Here is a 22,244-nt window from a genome sequence, read left to right on the forward strand (position 1 = left end):
ACATCATCGACCACTCCCAAGGTTCTCGTAGTACTGACGAACCGCCTCGGTATACCGATCGGGGACAGGATCACGATCGATCGGCACCAACGCGTTCTTCTTTGCACTGCGTCGGATGTATTCCTGTTGCACGTCACGTTGCAATTCTCGCAGCGGAGCGGCAACCATTTCTTCTACCATCTCCCACTCGGGCAGCTTGGAATGTCGCTGTGTCTCGGTTCGGATCTGACGCGCGCGGTCGCGGATGCGAGCGGCACGACTGCGCAGCTCCGGGTCACCGACCATTTCTTCGACATCACGCAGAGCATCGGACCATTCGCGGAAGTCTCCTGACATCGGAGAGTTGCCGGGTGAATCGGCTGCAAAGGGACTGCCTGATGCAGCACCCTCGCTGGGCTGGCCCTGTGGTGATTGGCCCTGTGGTGATTGGCCCTGTGGTGATTGGCCTGGCGACGGTCGCAACCCAGGTCGCTGCCTTGGCTGTCCGTCACCCGGTTCTCCTTGTCCAGGCTGCTGTCCTTGTCCCGGTTGCTGGCCCTCACCCGGCTGCTGTCCTTGTCCCGGTTGCTGGCCCTCACCAGGTTGTTGACCTTGTCCAGGCTGTTGACCTTCACCGGGTTGACCTTCATTGGGACGCTGACCCTCTCGCGGTTCGCCCTCTTGTGGTTCGCCCTGCCCCGGTTGCTGTTGCCCAGCTTGTCCTTCACCGGGTTGGTCTTCACCGGGTTGGTCTTCACCGGGTTGGTCTTCACCGGGTTGGCCTTCACCCGGTTGGCCTTCCGTTTCTGCTTGTCCTTCTTCACCAGGTTGCCCTGGCTGGCCGGGTTGCCCTGGCTGGCTTGGACGACCGTCGCCGGATTGCTCCTGAGGTTCGCCATCACCACGAGTCCCAGGAGCCTCCCGATCCAGCTCGGCATCGAGTTGTTCGGAAAGCCGTTCCAGTTGCTCGGCGGCCCTGCGGATGCCTTCCGTTTCATCGCCCAAGACCGATTCTGCGGCTTCCTCCAGGTTCTCTCTTAGCTCGCTGATTCCCTGAGCGGCTTCGCGTTGAAACTCCTTGGCCTGTTCCTCGTAACCTTGGTCCAGCAATTCAGCAGACGTATCCAGGCGGCGGTCAACTTGCTGTTGCTGAGTCCGACGATAGGAATCGTAAAGCTTCTGTGCGAGCAGCGGCTCGGACGTTTCCGCTTGTTCGACCGTCTTTTGCATTTGCTCGAGCAGGTTGCCCAGCTTTTCGCCTTCAGTTTTCAACTGTTCGGCAAGTTTCGTTTCCTCTTTGTTTTGCCTCAGCCCTGGCGTCGGGGTTCCTTCTTCTGCCTTTTCGGCCAGTTTCTCCGTCAGCTCTTTTTGTTTCTCATCCAGAGCTTGAGCCTCGCTGCGCATTTCACGCATGGCGTCGTTGAACTGCCCCGCCGTACGGCGGCGGAACTCATCCCGCAGCTCTTCCAAGTCTCGTTCGGCGCGTTTGCCCGATGCGAGTGCTTTCGATGCGTCCTCTTGTTCCAAAGCTTCTGCGGTCTTTCTCAAGTTCTCGCGGGTTTCCTCCAGCTGATCGGCTTGCTCGGCCATCGTCTCCTGATTCTCAGGTGACATCATCCGTTCATTCAGCTCGTCGGTTTGTCGCAACAAATCTTGTTGCTGCTCACGCAAACGTTTCAGTTGGCGTCGGATCTCTTCCTCTTCTTCCGTCGTCTCTGCTTGGTCCAACGCCGATTGCAACTTGGCCAGCTCCTTGTTCAAATCTTCTGCGCGACGAGCGAGTTCACGCAGTCGGCTCAGGACTTGGCGTTCCTCGGCTTGCTGCGGATCTTGCTCGGCATTCTGTTGTGCTTGCTGTTGTGTTTCGTAGCGATTCTCGTCTTGTTCCAGCTCCAACTCGTCGACTTGTTGTTGCCGTTGTTGTGAAGCCGCACCGCCGCTGGGTTGTTGTTGCTGGCGTTGTTGCTTGGAAACCTGGAACTCACGCGCGCGGAGTTTCAGCAATCCACTATACGCATCGCGTTGGCTGGACATCGCGTCGACCAATGCTGAGCGATCGGATCCCTGAACGGCAGCGTCCAACCGTTTGGCGGACTCGTTCATCGCGGTCAACGCATCGTTGGCGAATTCGACGGATGCGGGGTCTTCCAAGTTTTCGATCAACTCCTGCAACATTCCCACGGCTTCTTGTTGAGAATCGCGAATCACTGCGGCATCGCCTGTGAACAGATCCGTCAATCGATCGGGTTTCTCTCGCCGCAGCAGATTCCACGAGGCGCTGATGATTTCCTTCTGCAACTCGGCCAGCTTTTGAGCCTGTTGTGCGGCTCCAGGAGGCGGTTGCTGCCCGGGCGGGCCCGGTGGCGGCGAATCACCTGGACGAAAGATCTCTTCAAACGGTCGAACTTCGGCAAAGAACAGGTCGCTTTGAACGCGTCGGGGTTGCCCGTCCGGTCCGACGTCTTCCGCCCAAAAATGGTATGCCAACAATTGATCGGGTTCGGCCTGGAGGTCTTCGAAAGCGACCATGTGGGCCAATTCTTCCGTGGCACCTCGCGTGATCTTTTCCGCGAGCACGATCTCTTGTTCTTCGTTGTCCTCAAACGTGTACGCGACGCCGACTTGTTGAATCCCGAAATCGTCGCGAGCCGTCGCGGTCAGCAACAGTTCCTCCAACGGCGAGACGCTGAAATCACGTGCCTTGGTGAGTTTCAACTTTGGCGGTTGATTGGGCAACACTCTTGCGATCAGCTCCGGCGGAAATTTGTTCTTGCGCCCCGCGTCGTCCGTCAATTGCAATATGAAGCGTTTTGTCTCCGTCAAGTCCAATGTCGTCTCCAACGCGCCCGGCCGATCGGCACTGGGTTGCATCTTGATTGTTTCACCGTCTTTGGATACCAATTCACACGATTGCACGTCTTTGTTCAGAAAACATTGCCAAGTGACCTTGCTGCCCTCGACTGCGGAAACACGCACGGTGTCCTCGATCAGTTTGTCCTCCAGCGAGGTGTATTCCGGATAATCCAGTTTCGCATCGCTGCGGACCAGGTTGGGGAACTCGAACACGGACACGTTGTAATCGCGGCTGGTCCAGTTGTCGGTTTCCACGCGATACCGCATCGCCGAATCGATCGGCGGGACGAAGCCACCCATGACGGGATCACTCAAGTTCTGACGCATGTTGATCCGTCGCTCGTTTCCTTCGCCATCGACACAGACCAAGGTTGCCGACGAGGGTAAATCGGAACTGAATCTCGCGGTCACAACGAGGCTCGTTCCTCGCTCGATCTCGGTGTCCCCAGGCGTGACTTCGATTTCCAGTTCGGGCTGCTCGATCGTGGATTGGTCCGCAAGAGATTGAGGACTGGGCATCTGGACGGATGCCATCTGCATGCCCAACCATCCCAAGGCAACGATCACGGCGCATCCCAAGATCCTCGCCAATACGACGCTGCCTCCGGGAACGGTGCGTTGCCAATCGTTGGCGTGGTCGTGGTCGCGTGCTTTGCGAATGACTTGCTGCTGCAAGTATCCGATGGGACGTTTGGGATCGATGCTCAGTGCGGTCAACAGACCTTGTTTCAAGTCCGGGAAACGCTCCTCAATCGATTTCGCAATGCCTCGCGTATCCGACGCGAGTGACGATGCAATGCGATAGGCAGTCAACAGGGACAGCGCACCGGCGATAGTCAAACCGATGATGCCCACCGCGGGTGAAAACGTGCCATCGCGGACTGCCATCAGCAACAGATAACCGATGCATAGCGTGGCGACCCCGAGTACGACGACCAACCACCAAAACTGGCGAGCAAAAACACGACGGGCGACGTTGCGGAGACTGCGGTTCAATGGCAGCAGGCCGGTGGTCAATGTGGTTTTCATGGCAGTTTCCGTGTCGGTTCCGAAGGATTCGGTTTGTTTCGCAATGATTGATTGACTGATTCGTCCGTGGTCGATCATCCGTCCGCCGCGACGATGGTGGGCCTCTGGCGACTCCACCAAGTTTCGATGGCAATGGCGGCGAACGCAAACATCAGTAGCCACTGCCACACACGCTGTTGATCTTCCATTTCAACATCTCTCAACTGGCGTTGGGCTGCCGCATCGACGATTTCCGCTGACGGTTTACCAAGACGAACGCCCAAACGCTCCAGCGTGTCCGATCCCATCGGACTGGTCAAGCTTTCGGACTCGCTGAGGTTCACCGCAAACGTCTTATCGCCTTCGTCGTCGGAGTATTGGTACAGTCCCGGACCGTCAATGACAGCGAAATCGGAAGGGTTTTCAATGCTAACTTCCTCACCGCTGGGCATTGTCAGTTTTCCGATGCCGACGATCGACAAGTCGACCGGTTCACCCGCGATAAACGATTGCCCCGATGCGATCGGGCTGGGTTGGAAAAGTCCGCTGATCATCGGGATGAATTTGGTCGACAACGCCAGTTGGCTTTCGCTGGGCTGCCACCCTGCAGTCATCAAAACGACGCTGCCACGACCTAGCGGCCGACGTACAACGGCGGGTGATTCGTCATCGAATTCTGCAAGCGTTTGGCAATCGTCCGCCAGTCCGCTCACGTTGCGATGATGCCAAAATCTGACTTTGGTGAAATCATTGAACTGTGGGTCCGCCATCGCGGAAAACACCGGATCACTAAAGCGAATGCTCGTCAGCATCACATAGTCGTCGATTTCCGCTTCCGTCACGGTCAGCTCCGGACTGTCCAACAGTGTCTGCAAACCAATCGCTTCGGAACCCGTGGATGGCTGCCCGAGTACGACACACACTTGACCACCCTGTTCGGCATACTGCTTCAGTCGCTGAGCGGTCTCCAGATCCAACGCTTCGCTCACCACCACCAGCGGAGTTTGCTTGGGATCGGTGTCGCCGTTGAATTGCTCCGCACGCAAGGGAACGACTCGCACGGAGACGCGAGCATCGCTCAGCGGGACTCGGTCCAGGTAATACAGCAAGCTCTCGCGTGCCGACTCTGCCGTCAAGTTTTCCGCCGGAGGCTGGCCCAGATAGATGATCTCCGCGGCCGACTGGGGTGTGATCGCATAGTAACAGACGTTGTCAAAATCTTGAGCGTCACCCGATAGCACGAGGCGATTGTGCGAATCCGATTTCGGCAACGGGATCGTCGCAACACGCGTCTGCCCCGGTGGAACTTGGATGGGCAAACCCAGCTCAGACGATCTGTCCGCTGCGGTTTGCGATCGGCGTGCGTCGTCATCTTTTCTGTCAAATTCCTTGCCGCGCCACTGCAACTGAAACTGAGAGGTCGTTGAGTCCGCCGAGTTGGAGACACGAACACGCAGCGAATTGTCATCGACCGCGTCATTCTCTGTCGATGCCAGAATCTGTAGCGACGCGTTGGTTGGTGATGTGTCGGCAACGTTGATCACTTGCAGCGACAGATCTTTTGGCCAATCAAACGTCTGCAGTGCCTGCGTCGCCGCGCCCGACTGCATGTCAGAGATCAAAACGACGCGCGATGTCGATAACGCTTCATCAGGTCGCTCGGCAAAGTTGGATGAGACGGCCATCTCCGCGGCGGTGCTGATCGCCGACGCCAAATCGGTGGCATTCCAAGTCGGCTGCAACGCACGAATCTGTTCCTTGGCGGCGGACGCCCGTTGCAGCGACGGCAACTCCGCGGAATCGGCCAGTGTGATCACGGGACGTGGTTGACGATCGAAGGCAATGACCGCGATTTGATCGGCGGCGTCCAACGAGTCGATCGTTTCCGTCGCGCGATCCATCGCGTTCTGCCAGACTCCCGCACGCCGCATGCTGGCACTGGTGTCAACCAACACCACGATGCGTTTGCCGACACGATCGGTTTCCGTCGATGTGGTTTGTCGAAAGAACGGTCGTGAGAAAGCCGCCGCCAGCAACAGCAACGCAAGTGCCCGTGCGATCAACAACGGCAAATTCTCCAGCCGACTACGGCGGGTCAAACGCGGAGGTGTTGGTTGCAAGAACATCAGCGAGCTGAAGACGACTTCGCCCTTGGGCCGACGACGAATCAAGTGGAACAGAATCGGCAAGCCGATCGCCAGTGCACCGAGCAGATAGAGTGGCGTCAGCAGACTCATTTGCTCCCTCGCATTCGTGCCGCTCCGGCCAACATGCCGCCTCGCGCCGCTGATTTGCCCAACCGATTCTGTGTATCGACGATGCTCAGCAACGCATTGTCGAGTGCTTCGTCGGTAACCAAGCGAAACATTTGAACGCCCAACGCGTCGCAGGTTTGTTGGACCTGCGTGTGGTGTTCGTCAAACTGTTTTCGATATTGCGCCCGAGCGACTTCGGGATACAAGTAGATCTCGCGGTTGGTCTCCACATCGACGACCATGCTGGGCGCTTTGAGATGCAACTCGATTTCAGCCGGGTCGAGCGTCCGCAACACGACGACTTCATGGCCACGCGACCGCAGTGCGGCGAGGTTCTGTTGCAGCGAGTCGACAGGAGCCAACAAATCCGAGATCAGGATCACGAGGCCGCGTCGCGGGATGAGCGCCGCGATCTGCTGAAGCGGCAAATTGAGATCGGTGCCGGTGCCACGCACGGGTTTGGACAGACCAACCAGGATCTGATGAAACTGTCCGGGACGAGTTCGCGCAGGAATGAACTCTCCGATGCCTTCGTCGAACGTCAACAAGCCGATCGCATCACGTTGCAGCGTCAAAAAATACCCCAGCGTCGCCGCCACCGTGCGAGCGTACTCGGCTTTGGTGTATTCCAGCGATTGATAGCCCATCGATTTGCTTTGATCGACGACCAAGTAGCATCGTCGGTTCGTTTCGTCCTCGAATTTCTTGATGAAATATCGATCGCTGCGGGCGTACAGTTTCCAGTCAAGATTACGCAGGTCGTCGCCCGGCGAGTACGGCCGATACTCGTTGAACTCGACCGAGCTGCCGTGCATGGGGCTGCGATGCAATCCGCTCATGAACCCATCAACGACCAACTTCGCTCGCAACTGCAAGCTCTTGATGCGCATCAATGCGGCAGGATCGATCGCGGAACGAGAATTCGGATCGGGGTTCGACAGGTTCTGGGCATCAGCCATCAGTTCGTCGGCACCTCGGCGAGCAATCGATCCACAACGTCTTCGATTGTCACCCCTTCTGCTTCCGCTTTGTAAGTCAATAACACACGATGCCGAAGCGTCGGATGTGCCAACGCGGCGATGTCATCGATTTGAACGTGCGTGTTCCCTCTCAGCAACGCACGAGCCTTGCCGCCCAAGACAAGCGTCTGCGCGGCCCGCGTTCCCGCACCCCAACTGACCCATTCATTGATGAAATCCGCCGTGCCTTCGCGGCCGGGGCGTGTCGACGAAGCCAAGCGAACCGCGTACTGCGCGACTTCGGGCGCGATCGGGACGTTTCGAACCGCGTGGTGGAAGTTCAAGATGTCCTCGCCCGTGAACAACGGCTCGATCGACTGTTTCTCCGACGAAGTCGTCCGCAAGACCACCGCCAACTCGTCTTCGGGTGGCAAGTAGTCGATCAGGACGTTGAACATAAATCGGTCCAACTGTGCCTCGGGCAGCGGATAGGTGCCTTCCATCTCGATCGGGTTTTGTGTCGCCAGGACAAAGAACGGCTCGGACAACTCATGCCGCACACCGGCCGCGGTGACCTGATGCTCCTGCATGGCTTCCAACAAAGCCGCTTGAGTCTTCGGTGGCGTCCGATTGATTTCGTCGGCCAAGATCACGTTGGCAAAGATCGGGCCTTTGACGAATGTCATCCTGCGATGCCCGTCACCTTGGTCTTCCAAGATTTCCGTGCCCACGATGTCCACCGGCATCAGGTCGGGGGTGAACTGAATGCGATTGAAATTCAGGTGAAAGACCTTCGCGACGCTGCTGACCAACAACGTCTTCGCCAATCCAGGTGCCCCCGTGATCAAACAGTGCCCGCCTGCAAATAGACTGACCAGCAGTTGTTCGATCACGTCGTGTTGGCCAATGATGACCTTGGCCAATTCGGCTGCGATCTTGTCACGACCTTCACGTATTTGCTGGACGATTTCGGCTTCTTGTTCGACAGTCATGGGCAGCGGATCGATGCTTTGGAAAAATGAAAGTGATGGAAAACGGTGGCGACGCTATCAGTGCGTCATGGCGTATGTGACAATGTTGATGCCCATCGGATAGGCTTTCTTGACGGAGAATTCATCGAAGTAATACTTGTCCTCGCCTTCGCGTTCCCAGCCGTCACCCAGGTCGGTGTTGTGGCAGATGAACACCATGATGCGATCGTTGTCATCGGTGATCGCGCGATAGTCTGGATTTCGAGTATCGCTACCGTCGCGGGCGTATTCCCAAGTCTGTCCGCGTTGAACCGATCGCAGCGCTGGAACTTGGGGCTTTTCTTTCAAGTCGTAAACGATGTGAAAGATTTCATGCGACAAAGGCACCTCGAACGGCTTGCGATCAGGGAAAACTTTCTCTAGCTCATAGCGTACGTTTTCGTACTGGTCGTCTCCCCAGAAATCGTCGATCATCAAGAAGCCTCCGTTGAGGCAATACTTTCGCAACGCAGCGACTTCCTCGTCCGACAATACCATCCCGCCCGGTTCGATCATGTACAAGAACGGATAGTCGAACAACTCGTCATCGGTCAGCCGCATCGTCTTGGGATCCGGATTGACTTTCAGGCTTGTCAGCTGCTGTAGACGCAGAGAGAAATTGAGATCGCTATCGGGGTAGTCGGTCAGCCAGCCACCACCTCCGGCACGACCGAAGTATGAGTCGAATTCGACGCGGACGAAGGTGAAGGAATCGCTGGGAAAATTCTGATCGTAGTCCCACGTGGGGACACCTTTGCGGTCCACCGAAATGTCGTGCATGCCACGCCAACCGCGTTGGGCAAGCGTGACGCCGGCGGCCATGCACAACAGGGTCACGATCATGAAGACTTTTCTACCACTCACTTCGTCTGCTCCGTCGGCTCGTCTTTTTCCGTCTCGTCTGACTGCGTCTCGCCTGACTGCGTCTCGCCTGACTGCGTCTTGCCCAATTCGGACTCCCCGCCGGCATCGCTGTTCGTCTCTGCCGTTTCCTGCCGAGCGGTTTCTTGCTTTGTTGTGGCAAGGTCCAGCAACAACCGATGCGCGTCCCGATAGCGAGGCGCCCGATCGAGCGCCATCAGGACAAACCGCTGGGCTTGCTGAACGTCACCGATCTCGGCGTGTGTTTTCGCCATTTGGTAATCCAATCCCGCGGGATCCACCGGCTCCATGTTTCTCAGTGCTTCCAGCGACGGCAGTGCGTTCTCGGGTTCTCCCATCGCCAACGAAGCGTCAATATTGGCTTGATGCAGGTCCTCCGCCAGCGGTTGGATTGCCAACGCCGCGTCGGCATGTTCTCTCACCGATTGCCAGTCCTCAGCATCCCTCCCCAGTTCGATTAAACGCCTGTGAGTGGGTAATGCATCGCTGGAAATCGCCGAAATCTTGTTTAATGCATCAATTTCAGCGGCTTGATCACCCAACTTACGGTGGATCGCCGCCAACATTTCTAGCGGTCCATCCTCTTCCGATGAAACCGCGCCGAGTTCGACCAGTTTCTCCAAATGGACTCTCGCCGCCTCCATCTGTCCTTTGGCCGTCAAAAGGCTGGCAAGATCACGGTGCGCCGCGTAGCTGTTGGGATGCTCTTTGAGCCAATCCTGTAACGATTCCTCGCTCGGTTTCTCCGGATAATCCTCCACCGACCAGTCCGCCTGGGGTGCAAACTCACGGGCTTTCTGCTGCGCGTACTCGGCAAACTGCACATCCAGTTTGTCGATCGATCCAACGCTCATTGCCAACGCGTCGTTGATGGGCACTCCGGTCGCCAGCGAGTCGAGAATCTGCAACAGAGCATCCATCCCGTACTGTTCGACGAGGTACTCCACCACCAAAGATGATTCGTAGTAGGCAAACTGCAGATGCATTCCGGATGGCGGGCTGAGGAACGCGCCGCTGAGCTCGCTGACTTTGGTCAAATCATCGCCCAAGATCATCCTGCGATAACCTGCCGACATGGACTGCCCCCAGGATGGATCGCGCAAGCGTTCTTCGTATACCGAGATGCCTTCGCTGAGCCAGCGCGGCATACGGTTTTTCGTTTTCTCCAACGTCACCACGTGACAGAATTCGTGCCAGAGCACACTCTGCCAATTGGCCGGACGTGCACCCTGGGAGGCGGGGCTGTTGGCCGTGATCACACGTCCGAAGCAAACCCCCAAGAATCCTTGGCCGCCGGGCAAGCCGAATGTACGAATCGCAAAATCACTTTGCTCAGGAAAGATTTCCACAACGATCGTCTTGTCTGGCTGTACGTCGTACTTGTCGCACAAAACCTGACGAGCCTGTTTGAGCAACTCCATCACCGCGTCGCCGTAAATGGCTGCCTCACGAGGCTCCATCCGGATCAAGATTCCATCGGCACTGAGCTCCGTGAATCCTTTGATTCGATCTCGCAGTGTCATCAAGTTGTACGCGACGACGTTGTACTCGTCCTGCGTTGAGACGTCTTCGGCAAGTTTCCATCCGATGTCATCTTCGCCTAAACGCAGCAGGTCTTGCGCGAGTTGAAAACTCGCACCCACGTGGTCGGGATCCAGCAGCAACGCGGAACGTTGATAATCGGCGCCTTCGGCAAAGCGATACTTCTGTGACAATTTGCGTCCGATCAAATGGTCCACCTCGGGGTTTTGCGGCCAAGCCTCCATCGCTTTGTCACGAAGCTTTTTCTCCGCCTCGTAGTCACCCGACAGGTGAGCCAAGACGGCTTGCAAGGCGATCGCCTCGGGGTGCGATGGATTGATCGCCAGAACCTCATCAATCACCTCTTCGGCGGATTCGTATTGCTCACGATCGATCAGCATGTCCGCTTGCAAGATCAAACTCGGCGTGTGCTTTGGGTTGATCTCCAAGGCTTTCATCAACGCTTCGGCGGTTGCTTTGGAGTCACTGGACTCAAACGCCTTGGCGGTCCAGTAGTGAACACGCGGATCCCCAGCGTGGTCCCGTTTGGCTTGATTGAGCGTCTCCGCCGCGACGCCAAAGTCTCCTTTGTTGATCGCCAGTTCCGCGGTGGCCAAGTACGCGTCCAGGAAGGTCGGGTTGGATTCGCGGACGCGATCGTAAAAGAGTTCGAGGATCTTGCGAGCGTCCAGGTCCCGCATCGCCAAAAAACGTCCGGCGGCGATCAGCGTGTCGCGGCTGGCGAATTGCAATTGCCCGCTCTGCAGGACTTGTTGAAACCTCGCGACTTCTTGACCGGCTCGGTCGGGCAAGTTGTTGTAGCGGACGGCTTCGATCCCCAGCAATCGCAGGGACAAACTGGTGGGGAACCGCTGCAACGCCGCATCGTACTGCACGAGTGCTTCGGCGTACTGTCCGCGAACCAGCATGCACTCGATCAACAGTTCGGGCCAGCGGCGATTCCACACCCCCCGTTCCACCTCAGCAGCGGCAACTGCTTGTGCTTCGTCGTATTTCCCCGCCAAGAAAAGCTGGTAGGTCTCATCAAAACTGGCCGCGTGGAGCGACTCGGTGCCAACGGGCCCCAAGCTGAGCAGCAAAGTTACCGGCACCAAAAGGGCGAGCCAGCCGAAGGTGAACGGTAATCGTGACGTGAACAACGTGCGAACTCCCTACACGATGAGCCTGAGATCGAGTGAAGCGGCCATGGTTGCAACCGGCTCTCGAAGCGTGACGATTCATTTTAACCGCTCGACAATCGCCAATGTGAAAGCATTGCAGAATGTAACCCCGACCCCTAACCCGGATAATTCATCAGCCGGCACGCGATAGCGTCCGGTTCCCGATTACAGGCGTGAGAACCGGACGCTAGCGGCTTGTTGCTTGAGTCCGTGTTGGGATTGAATGACTGTAGGATGGGGCACTCTTGCCCGTCTGTGTATTGAATGTCGGCCAAGAGTGGCCAACCTACGGCTAGATCAACTCGCTGCTCACCATTGCGGTACACAATACGATTAAGTCAGCAGTCTCCGCAGCTGGGGGAGGTCGGATCGAGCGAAGCAAGATCCGGGAGGGGACTACGCTGGGCAAAACGCGTTCAATTGGCTAGCCGGTGCGCATTGCCCTGGGCTGTCAAAACGTTGGGGTTGTGTCTTTTTGGGTTTGCGCAGGTTCATGTCCCTACTGCCGGCGCAGCTGGTGGTCCCCAGTGAGCCTCAGGCGCTAGCCGTGGGCCTGAGGCGGATTGTGGTGCCGGCCCACGGCTAGCGCCTGAGGCTCACTGCCGGCGCAGCTGGTGTCCCCCAGTGAGCCTCAGGCGCTAGCCGTGGGCCTGAGGCGGATTGTGGTGCCCGGCCCACGGCTAGCGCCTGAGGCTCACTGCCGGCGCAGCTGGTGTCCCCCAGTGAGCCTCAGGCGCTAGCCGTGGGCCTGAGGCGGATTGTGGTGCCCGGCCCACGGCTAGCGCCAGAGGCTCACTGCCGGCGCAGCTGGTGTCCCCCAGTGAGCCTCAGGCGCTAGCCGTGGGCCTGAGGCGGATTGTGGTGCCTGGCCCACGGCTAGCGCCTGAGGCTCACTGCCGGCGCAGCTGGTGGTCCCCAGTGAGCCTCAGACGCTAGCCGTGGGCCTGAGGCGGATGGTGGTGCCGGCCCGCGGCTAGCGCCTGAGGCTCACTTTGATTGCGATGCATGGAACAAAAACATGGACTGAAAAAACAATGTCAACACCAAACTTTGAGCAGCCCAGCATTACCCCCTCCCTCGCATTCGCCTGAACGGCTCTTCTCGACCTCCCGCAAGTTCTTTGGGGGAGGTGTCAGAAACGGTGCACGGCACAAGGCGTATGATTTGTGTTTGAGCGGAGGGTGGTGTTCGTTTTCGACTTGGAAAGTCGAACGACAATCGTTACTCGTCAACGCCGTAGACAATGCCAGGCGGTTCGGTAACGCTTGGCGTACGCTGCCATTGCCGAAACCGGGATCGATCAACGGCGCTGCGTATGTCAGTGGAGATCCCGCATGCAATCGCCAGAAGCATGATCAGTACCGCAGAGATAACCCACAGGCGGATGACGAATTGAACCCCCGGTCTCATCGAGATATCGAGCTCCGTTCCTTTCGCCGGGGCAGTCAGTCCATAGCCGATAGCGATCATCAGCAGCAACAACATGATGCCGGCAGCGATGTGCGGAAGGTTGACATACAGGTAGAGAACAGCGAACGACGCAGTAGCCGCGAGCAGTGTTGAGATCCGAAAGTTGACCAAGCGTGAGCCCCTTCGTTCACCGGAGGAAACATGATCCAGCCGAAATTCTACCCGAAAATGAAATGCGATCTTTGTGGGCGCAGAAAGCCGCTGTGAACGCGGTCAAGAGTCCCTGCAATCGGACTGGTTCCCTCTTCCTCGACAGATTGAGGAACCGTCAGGAGACATGTGCGGCCATGACAACCTGTGCCGCTTCGCACGTTTGGCTCGCGGACGAGGCATCCAAAGATTGATCCGCTATCAACTTATTTCGTCAATTGGAGTGAGGCCGATGCGTCGCGAAATCCACGTTGCAATCATCGCTCCGCATGATTCTTGCGAAGAGCCAGGACACACAGTTTCCGCACATCCCAAGACACGCTTGGCACACGATCTGCACTTCATTCGAAATGCGGGCTGGCAAACGATGCACAGCCGACCATCTGGACAACATGGAAACAGGAGTGAAGGGAAATGACTCGTGCAAAATCAGTCGCGATCTACGAACGCCAAATCAAAGACATCATGAGCCGCGATGTCGTCGCACTCAGTGCCAGTGACACCGTGCACGAAGCTCTCGGGATGATGGGCGAGAACCGCGTCTCAGCGTTGCCCGTCGTGGACAACCAAAACCATTGCATTGGAATCCTTTCCACATCTGACTTGGTCGACATGACTCGCGATGTGGATGACGACCTGTATCATTTGGATCTGGTCGATCCCACCAGTCGGCGGTTCTTGTTGGAGAAGCTTTCGCACAGCTTAGGAACGGAACCGGTGCAGTCGTACATGAGCGAAACGGTGACCACCGTGACGGCAGACACGACCATCGGCAAAGCAACGCGAGAGATGTTGCGCAACCGAGTCCACCATTTACCCGTCGTCGACCACAAGGATCATTTGATCGGAATCGTATCGACACTCGACATCTTGAGCGAATTTGCCGACGCGTCTCCGGATTGAAGGGTTGTCCGCTCGCGCGGACGATACAACCCTGTCAACTCGTTCCATCGGATTTCTTTGCCTGGAACAAACAGTGGCGCATAATTGATCGAGTTTGCGCACACGCAATGGCTAGAACATCGCGTGAACTGTTTGTCCCCCGCACGGGAAATCTGTCGTGAAAAAGTCTGCTGCTGCCGTTTCGTTGCTCCTGCCCGCGTTGGGTGGAGTGGCCGCGTTGTCTTGGGAAGTCATCTGGCAATTGCGAACTTCGCTCGCCTTCGGTGTCAGTGCTTCGGGGGCCGCGATCACCTTGGCCACGATGATGGCCGGAATGACATTGGGGGCAGCGTTATGCGGACGTTTCTTGAAATCATCCGACCAAAGCAATCCGTTGCGATTGTACGGGGTGCTGGAGATCGTGATCGGGATCTGCGGATTGGCCCTGGGGATGATGTTCGGTTGGCTGGATGACTTTGACCGGATGCTGTACCAAACTCAACCGGCGCTCGCCCCCGTGGCGCATTTGGTCGGCGTCGTCTCGGTGATCTTTCTGCCTGCAGCGTGCATGGGAGCCAGCATTCCGATCTTCGGTCAAATCGGCAGGCGTGTCGGTGTTCCCCTGTCGACGCTGTACGGAGTCAACACACTGGGCGCTGCCGCTGGGACACTGTTGGTTGCGTTCCTGCTGATCCCACAACTGGGACTTCAGGGAACCGCAATCTGCACGGCGTTGATCAATTGTATCGTCGGAATCGCTGCCTGCGTCACGCCGCTACCGCGAGTGGATTCGGCAACAAATGGTGCAACCAAGAAATCCAATCCAGCCTTCAGTGCCGCTGCGCAGATGCCGGCCTGGGATGTGTTGGCCGTGGTATTCATGTCGGGGTTTGTCACGTTCCTGTTGGAAGTGGCCTGGTTCCGCGCGTTGCGCGCCGCGTTTGAAACGACGACAACGGGCTTTTCGATCATGCTGGCAGTGGTCTTGTTGACACTGGGTGTTTCCGCCCGCTGTGTCGCGTCGATCAAGGCTCGCGGGATCCGCTTGGAGACCTACCTGTGTGTCGCAGCCATCGCGATCTTTCTGGGGACGCCGCTGATCGAACGATTGGATTTGATCCTGCTGCAGTTTGGAAATCACAACACGCCGCTCAATTGGTTTGCCATCACTGCGTTACTCGTGGGGCCCGCCGTCTTTTTGTTGGGACTCGCCCTGCCGTGGCATCTGTCGAATGATTACTCCGCTCGCGGTGTGGGCAAGACCTACGCGGTCAACACTATCGGTGCCGTCCTGGGTGCCATCAGCGCGGCATGGTTTTTCTTGCCGTCCTTTGGATTCGTTCACACGGCTTGGATCGCCGGCGCCGTTGTGCTGGGAACCGCACTGGTGCTGTACGGCAAACAAGTGCCGGCTTGGTGCCCCGCCGTGGGCGTCGTCGCATTTGCGCTCGCCGTGTACTTGGATTCCGGAGTCGGTCGCACCCGCATCCTGTTCTCCTTTCCCTATGGCGCACACACGGTCGTTGCGCATCACGAAGGCCCCGATGCGGCGACATCCGCCATCGAATTCGAAAACGGCAGCCGAGGCGTATTCATCGACGGATTTGCCGCTGCTGCTTTCTGGCCGACGTCACACTACATGTCGTGGATGGGCTCACTGCCCGCACTGCTACACCCAGAGCCCCAAGACGCCTTGGTGATTTGCTTCGGAACCGGACAAACCGCCAACGCGGTTCGCAACGAAGGGCTGGCCAACACCACGATCGTCGACATCAACCCGGCAGTGTTCGAAATCGCGAAGCACTTTCCCAAAAACGATGACGTGCTCGCTGATCCGACCGTGCACAGCGTGTTGATGGACGGCCGCGCGTTCCTGCGTCGAACCGACCAGATGTTCGACATCATCACTTTGGAACCCATGCCACCGAATCACGCCGGCGTCAACGCATTGTATTCTCGCGAGTTCTACGAGCTGGCTCGGGCACGACTGCGCCCCGGCGGTGTGATCGCTCAATGGTTGCCGGCCCACTTGGTCTCGGCCGACCATGCACGGTCGGTCGCGGGCACCTTTCAAGACGTTTTCCCCAACGCAGCCTTGTGGGCCGATCCTGCCGACATCAACGGCATCTTGATCGGCTGTGTCGACGACGACGGCGACATCGGCAGCCGCTGGCCGGGGCTGGATCACCCAAGAGCCGGGGCACCGATTCCGCAACGAAGCTTGGCAGCGGACGCGATCCGAAAAGCGTTGCTGCTGGACCGTCACACGTTACGAGTCTACGCGGCAAACGCAGCGGTGATCACGGACGACAATCAACTGCTCGCCTACGGCGATCGATTGTCGATCAAGGAAAGCGGCCCCCGAAGCACGAAATTGGTGCACCGGGAATTCCTGCTAGGCCAGGAGCCCCCACCGAGCGAGGCGACCGATCTACGCTTGGAGCCAACGAGCTACTGACGAGCTACTGACGAGCTACTGACGAGCTACTGACGAGCTACTGATCGGCGGGATACGATTTCCGCATTCAAAGCCAGCGATTGCCAAGGTTTCGCGTGACGCGATCGCGAAATGGCCTTGGGAAAGGCCTAGCCCGGATTATTCACGCGACTCACTACGGTCTTCGCAACACGTTTGCGCGAAGCGGCTTGCGCGGATTGGCACGAAAGCAGTCTGCGCATATCAGCCGCTACGCGATAGCGTCCCGCTTAGAAAGTTGATCGCATCAGCCATTTTTCTCGTCTTTATTAGCACGAAGCGCAAGCGAGTGAATCGTCTTTTTGGGTTTGCGCAAATTTATGTCCCTACTGCCGGCGCAGCTGGTGGCCCCAGTGAGCCTCAGGCGCTAGCCGTGGGCCTGAGGCGGATTGTGGTGCCGGCCCACGGCTAGCGCCTGAGGCTCACTTTGATTGCCATGCATGGAACGAAAACATGCACTGAAAAAACAATGTCAATCCCAAGCTTTGAGCAGTCCAGTTACGCCCACTCACACAAGTGAACAACTGACCATGTGGACGGTTGCCCCACCGCGTTGCCTGTTGCCGTCAAATTCTCAGGACGTCAAATTCTCCGGACATTACGGGTGTGTCATACGGATGACTTGTTAATATGGGGGCGGATCGAACCTTGAGTTCTTTCTCCGTCGATCACTGAATCGACATTGCTGAAATGGGGCAACATCACGAATTCGCAACCTCCAGCTTGAGTAACAAGAGGCAATCCGTTGACCCAATTCCAAGACAACCCATCTCAGGAACAGCATCGTCCAGCCCCATTCGAGGAGCAATCCGGCGGCGCCAAAGCCACCTCGCGTCGCGGCTTCCTCGGTTGCGCAACCGCCGTGGGCGCAGTCGCTGCTTTGGATCACACCGCATCAGGTGCAGTGATGCCCGTCAGCCCAGAGCAGATCAGTGCGGAGAATTTCGGCAGTTATGTCGGGGAGACGTTTTACGCGAGCAGCGACTGCACGCCGACCCATCAACTGAAACTGGTCAGTGTCAAGAAACACGAGCGAAAGAATTTGCCGCAGCAGTTTCGCGACCCGTTTGCATTGTTGTTCCGTGCCGACTCAAGTACTCCACTGCCGCAGCAGGCCTGCATGCTGTCCAAACCGGGATTCGGACACGTCAGTGCGTTGCTCGTTCCGGTCGGCGTGGAAGACGGCAGTGTCCTGATGGAAGTCTGCGTCAACTAGCGGACACTTCACGTAGCCGCGTCTCTGACGACTTCGTTGTGCCGCGCTTCGCATTGGCGGGCGAAACGGACCCGCCTGCCATTGATGTTGCAGGATTGTCGCTCGACGTTCCACGTCGATGGCGTGCAGTGGCAAGCGTAAGACCATCGCTGTAGGCTTCCCCCGCCCAAAAAAGCGACGCCCAAATGTGTTGGCGAAGGTCTTGTGGGAAAACTCCAACGCTTCGCTTACGTTTTCGACTCGGAGAGTCGAACGACAATCGATCATGCGTCCAATTTGGTCGCGCCCAAATTCTTGGCGTGAAATTGCATGATCTCCGTGCACTGCTGTTGGTAGATCTGCAGACCAGAGTGTGGGACATCAGGGACGATGATCTTTTGGAACGGAATCCCCAGCGATTTCAAAAACTCCATGTAGGCCAAGTTGTTCTCGTAGTTGAATCCTTGGGTTCCCACGTAGATCAACCACTTGACCGCTGGCGATTTGCGCCGGGCATAGGCCTTTGCTAAGTCCCACGTGTTGTCACCTTTGGCAAAAACAAGCGTCTCGGATTCTTGCCCGCCCGACTCGCTGATCTTGCGTTCCGTCTCGTAACCGCCGCCCCCCGCCGCTGCGCTGCTGAACAAGTCCGGGTGTCTCAGCGAAAGACGCATCGTGCCGCGTCCTCCCTGCGAGAATCCTTCGATGCCCCTGTGGTCCCGGTCTGCAATCGTTCGGTAGGTCGCATCGATGTGAGGGATCAATTCCTTGATGAAAACATCAGCACCTTGCTTCGTCGGTTCATCCGGCATGTTGTAGTGACTGACGGGGCCACCATTGACAAAGACGTAAATCAGCTCGCCGACATTTCCTGATTCCATCTCCGAATAAATCATCGGCGCCAGTGCAACCGACTTCGCTTCGCTCCCAGGTCGTCCTCCGTGCAAGTAATACACGACAGGATATCGTTTCGACGCCTGCGTGCTTTGGTAACTTGGTGGCAGCAAAATCGCGTAGCCGACATCAACGCCGAGAGACGGGCTCTGGAACGTGCTGTGTTTCAACGCCGGATGCTGATGTTTCGACGGGAGTGGGTTCACCCAGGCAAACGGGGCCGGTGGTTTCTTCTTGTCGAGCTTCGCTTTGTCAGTCGCCTCAGGTTTCGCGGACACCGGCGGTTCCGCAGCGACGAGAACTCCGGTCAGCGAAGCAGTGATCACGGCGAGAAAGAGGAAACGAATCATGGTTGACGATGCTTGGTGAACGGTGCAGCCAGTGGTCTGGGACAACTTATCTTTAGTGTGGTGGATCTTGTCAAAGACCCTACAGCAGTAGGATCTTTGACAAGATCCACTACGGCAAACCCCTACTTCTAGCTGTCCCAGACCGCTAGTGCCAAAACCGGAGGATGCGGCATGTCAGGCTCTGACATCCTGTGGCTCCAATTCTACTTCGATTGTCCACAGTTTTTCCGGTGTCTGGTATTCGGCGGTCAGACGGTACTTGGCGGTCTCCCAAAACAGGTCGAACGGTCCGTCGGCTTCCTCGTCATCATCTTCGTACAGCACTGCGTCTTTGGGTTTCCCGAATCGAGCCATCAACTCCTCCGCGGTGACCGAGCCGGTGATGTCCGTTCGCGAGCCATCTTTGACGACTGTCAAGCGTGAACAAGGCGACATCGCTTCGCCTGTATCGCTGGTAACGTACGCCGTCAAGTTCGCAACGCGTCCGTTGATGCAGAAAACCACCAGCCCAGAGGACTGGTAGGAAAGAATCCACAAGTGATCTTCGACCGTCTCGAATCGCGACGCTTTCCCGAACACCTCCAACGATTCAAACGGTTCGCCCAACGCAACCGAATTGATTTTCAGTGCATCCACGTCCAACACGAGATCGCCGATACGCTGCTCCGGCCAATGGCGAGTCGGGTTCAGCATGTCCGTGCCGGGGATCATGCCGAACAACTCTGCCAGCTTGGTAAAAAATCCGATCATGGGGTTTCCTGTTTCGATTCGGTGGGCGAAGACACTGTCGGTGGCGCGTTTTGATGAGAGCGAACGAGTCTCCAGCCGTTGTACCTCAAAGACCAAAACACGAGTGAGAATATAACGCAGGTCGACGCGGCGCCCACGAGTGAAACGAGAGCAATCCAGTGCAGGTTTCGCAACAGGTCCTGGGTGCCGAACTCAAACCCGCTGACCAAAGAAACCATTGTGCCAGACAAAAGCCAGGCGATCAGTCCAGTGACCAACAGCGAAAAACGCCAACGAATGGTTTCGGAGAGATAAGCGTAGCAACACAGGTAGGCAAACAGCCAGGCGAGACTCCCGACGCCGATCACAACGATCGTGCCTTCAAGAGGGATCAAATCTTTGTTCGCCATTGCCACGACCATGAACAAACTGACCAGGACGGTCAGTTCCATGAGAGACAGAATTCCAAGCGGCCGACTGGGCTCCGTCCAACTCTTATGAACCAAACTTCGACGCATCCAAAACTGAGCACACAGACTTGCGATGCTGACCGTCGCCATGAAGCCTCCGATGACAAGATAAAACTCGACCGGTGGCCAACCATCGGTCACCGCAAAGCAGACGCTACAGAGCAGCAATCCCGGCGCCACGATGATGTTGGCCATCAGGAATCGAAGCGTCACGGACCGGTTCACTAGCATGGGGATCGCCACCGCAAACGAACCGGAAATCAGCGACGGCAGAAAGAACGCTTGGCTGATCGCCATGACAAACCAAAACTCGAATCTTCCTGAGAGGATCTCAGTCAAGAATTCATTCACAAACCAGATGGTCAACGGCATCAAGACCGCAACCACGGCAAAGATGCAACCAAGCCAAATCATCCCGATGGCCGGCGATGCGAGGTCGGCTTGGCGTTGAAGCAGCGACCGGGGGATCGTACTGCGGGAAAGTTCGTGCCGGATGACGTCCTCGGAAACGGGCTGATTCCACGCGTTGTGAACGTTGCTGGTGTCGCTTATTTGTTCCGTCATTTGGCCGAAGTCGCCCATTTGGTTGTCAATCCAGTCTCTGGTACATCTGCAGAGTCTAATCGATCGCGACGCGAAAAACGCTCTCCCAAGGCAGCGGCTGGCAACCGACACGTCTCAATGCAATAATCCTGGCATTGATTGAGCCCCGAAAAAGCGAAAACAACCATCACACCCACCCAGCAAAAGTACACATGAGCATCGGAATCGGAATCGTCGGCTGCGGGATGATCTCTAACTTTCACGCCAAAGCCATCGCGGACGCACAGGGTGCGCACTTGGTCGGCTGCACCGCTCGTCGTGGAGACGCGGCCAAGGAGTTTGCGGAAAAGTACAACTGCGCCGCTTTCGATTCCTTGGACGACATGTTGGCAAGCAGTGACGTTCAAGCAGTCTCGATTTGCACGCCCAGCGGTGCTCATTTGGATCCCGCCGTCGCCGCGGCCAAAGCGGGAAAGCACGTGATTGTCGAAAAACCACTCGAAATCACCACCCAGCGTTGCGACCAAATCATCCAAGCATGCGACGACGCTGGCGTCCGGCTGGCGGTCACCTTTCAAAGCCGGTTTCATCAGTCAGCGAAACTGATGAAGCAAGCCGTGGATTCAGGACGCTTCGGCACGATCACCTTGGGCGACGCGTATGTGAAGTGGTACCGTAGCCAAGAGTACTACGACAGTGGCGCCTGGCGCGGCACCTGGGCGTTGGATGGCGGTGGCGCATTGATGAATCAAGCGATTCACTCGGTGGATTTACTGCTCTGGCTGATGGGACCTGTCAAGCAAATCAGTGCGATGACCGCTACAATGACCCACGAACGGATCGAAGTTGAAGACGTGGCCGTGGCGACCCTAAAGTTTGCCAATGGTGCCCTCGGCGTGATTGAAGCCACCACGACTGCCTTTCCCGGATCGCTCAAACGAATCGAGATCAGCGGCAGCAACGGCACCGCGATCTTGGAGGAAGAAGACATCAAGATGTGGGAGTTCGCGGACTCCTCCGATGCCGACGAAAAACTCAAGGCAGAGATGGCGGGCAAAACCAAAACAGGTGGCGGTGCCGCCGACCCCGCTGCCATCGGACACCACGGCCACACACAATTGTTCGAAGAAGCCGTCGCGGCGATCCAGGAAGGCCGACCCTCCGCCCTGGACGGTCACCAGGGACGCCGAAGTGTGGAAGTGATCCAGGCGATCTACGAAAGCGCTAAAACGGGACAAGTGGTTCACCTCTAGTGCTCTGGGACAGCTTATCTTTAGGGTAGTGGATCTTGTTAAAGATCCTGTAGCGGTGGGATCTTCGGCAAGATCCACTACGGCAAACCCTAGCTTCTAGCTGCCCCCGACCGCTAGTGACGAAGTCGCTAACGGACCTTGATTGGAAAAGACGCAAATAACAGCACGAAACGCGATCGAGTGA

14 protein-coding genes are annotated in these 22,244 nt (G+C 57.1%); 4 read left to right on the forward strand and 10 right to left on the reverse strand.

Features of this window, described 5'->3' with window-relative positions:
• Positions 1-3: 3 nt before the first annotated feature.
• From Pla52nx_RS21410 to Pla52nx_RS21440, 7 genes are all read right to left on the reverse strand, one after another.
• Positions 4-3,861 (reverse strand): hypothetical protein, encoded by a 3,858-nt coding sequence (locus Pla52nx_RS21410; protein WP_146520747.1) that lies wholly within the window; start codon positions 3,859-3,861, stop codon positions 4-6.
• A gap of 74 nt (positions 3,862-3,935) precedes the next feature.
• On the reverse strand, positions 3,936-6,077 hold the full coding sequence (locus tag Pla52nx_RS21415) for a BatA domain-containing protein (RefSeq protein ID WP_146520746.1): 2,142 nt from the start codon (positions 6,075-6,077) through the stop codon (positions 3,936-3,938).
• Complete coding sequence (locus Pla52nx_RS21420) at positions 6,074-7,054, reverse strand: DUF58 domain-containing protein (RefSeq protein ID WP_146520745.1); 981 nt, start codon at positions 7,052-7,054, stop codon at positions 6,074-6,076. Before Pla52nx_RS21420 ends, Pla52nx_RS21415 begins: the two co-directional genes overlap by 4 nt.
• A complete protein-coding gene (locus tag Pla52nx_RS21425; protein ID WP_146520744.1) occupies positions 7,054-8,046 on the reverse strand; it encodes an AAA family ATPase in 993 nt (330 codons plus the stop codon). Before Pla52nx_RS21425 ends, Pla52nx_RS21420 begins: the two co-directional genes overlap by 1 nt.
• A gap of 57 nt (positions 8,047-8,103) precedes the next feature.
• Positions 8,104-8,907 (reverse strand): DUF4159 domain-containing protein, encoded by an 804-nt coding sequence (locus Pla52nx_RS21430; protein ID WP_146521256.1) that lies wholly within the window; start codon positions 8,905-8,907, stop codon positions 8,104-8,106.
• Positions 8,908-8,924: 17 nt separating this feature from the next.
• On the reverse strand, positions 8,925-11,627 hold the full coding sequence (locus Pla52nx_RS21435; RefSeq protein WP_231742047.1) for a tetratricopeptide repeat protein: 2,703 nt from the start codon (positions 11,625-11,627) through the stop codon (positions 8,925-8,927).
• Positions 11,628-12,869: 1,242 nt separating this feature from the next.
• Complete coding sequence (locus tag Pla52nx_RS21440) at positions 12,870-13,229, reverse strand: hypothetical protein (RefSeq protein ID WP_146520743.1); 360 nt, start codon at positions 13,227-13,229, stop codon at positions 12,870-12,872.
• Positions 13,230-13,682: 453 nt separating this feature from the next.
• Between Pla52nx_RS21440 and Pla52nx_RS21445 the strand changes: the two genes are divergently transcribed.
• The 3 genes from Pla52nx_RS21445 (at position 13,683) to Pla52nx_RS21455 (ending at position 17,842) form a co-directional block, all read left to right on the forward strand.
• Entirely contained in the window at positions 13,683-14,171 is a 489-nt protein-coding gene (locus Pla52nx_RS21445; protein WP_146520742.1) for a CBS domain-containing protein, read from the forward strand.
• Positions 14,172-14,328: 157 nt separating this feature from the next.
• Positions 14,329-16,608: a fused MFS/spermidine synthase gene (locus Pla52nx_RS21450; RefSeq protein WP_146520741.1), complete on the forward strand. Its 2,280-nt coding sequence runs from the start codon at positions 14,329-14,331 to the stop codon at positions 16,606-16,608.
• Between the two features lie 763 nt (positions 16,609-17,371).
• Positions 17,372-17,842: a DUF6916 family protein gene (locus Pla52nx_RS21455; RefSeq protein ID WP_146520740.1), complete on the forward strand. Its 471-nt coding sequence runs from the start codon at positions 17,372-17,374 to the stop codon at positions 17,840-17,842.
• 263 nt (positions 17,843-18,105) lie between these two features.
• On the opposite strand, the gene Pla52nx_RS21460 is transcribed toward Pla52nx_RS21455, so the two are convergent.
• The 3 genes from Pla52nx_RS21460 to Pla52nx_RS21470 all read right to left on the reverse strand — a co-directional run bounded on the left by Pla52nx_RS21460 (position 18,106) and on the right by Pla52nx_RS21470 (position 20,828).
• The gene (locus Pla52nx_RS21460; RefSeq protein ID WP_390620394.1) at positions 18,106-19,062 is read right to left on the reverse strand and encodes an alpha/beta hydrolase; all 957 of its coding nucleotides are present in this window, start codon (positions 19,060-19,062) and stop codon (positions 18,106-18,108) included.
• Positions 19,063-19,239: 177 nt separating this feature from the next.
• Positions 19,240-19,815 carry a hypothetical protein gene (locus tag Pla52nx_RS21465; RefSeq protein WP_146520738.1) on the reverse strand — a complete coding sequence of 192 codons (576 nt, stop codon included), beginning with the start codon at positions 19,813-19,815 and terminating at the stop codon, positions 19,240-19,242.
• Positions 19,812-20,828, reverse strand: a complete 1,017-nt coding sequence (locus Pla52nx_RS21470) for a hypothetical protein (protein ID WP_146520737.1) — start codon at positions 20,826-20,828, stop codon at positions 19,812-19,814. The genes Pla52nx_RS21465 and Pla52nx_RS21470 overlap by 4 nt, the downstream gene beginning before the upstream one ends.
• Positions 20,829-21,019: 191 nt before the next feature.
• Here Pla52nx_RS21470 and Pla52nx_RS21475 point away from each other — a divergent pair, with 191 nt between their 5' ends.
• Positions 21,020-22,060, forward strand: coding sequence for a Gfo/Idh/MocA family protein (locus Pla52nx_RS21475; RefSeq protein ID WP_146520736.1), 1,041 nt, complete (start codon positions 21,020-21,022; stop codon positions 22,058-22,060).
• The last annotated feature ends 184 nt before the right edge of the window (positions 22,061-22,244 follow it).

The organism is Stieleria varia (genome assembly GCF_038443385.1).
GTDB classification, from domain to species: Bacteria; Planctomycetota; Planctomycetia; order Pirellulales; family Pirellulaceae; genus Stieleria; species Stieleria varia.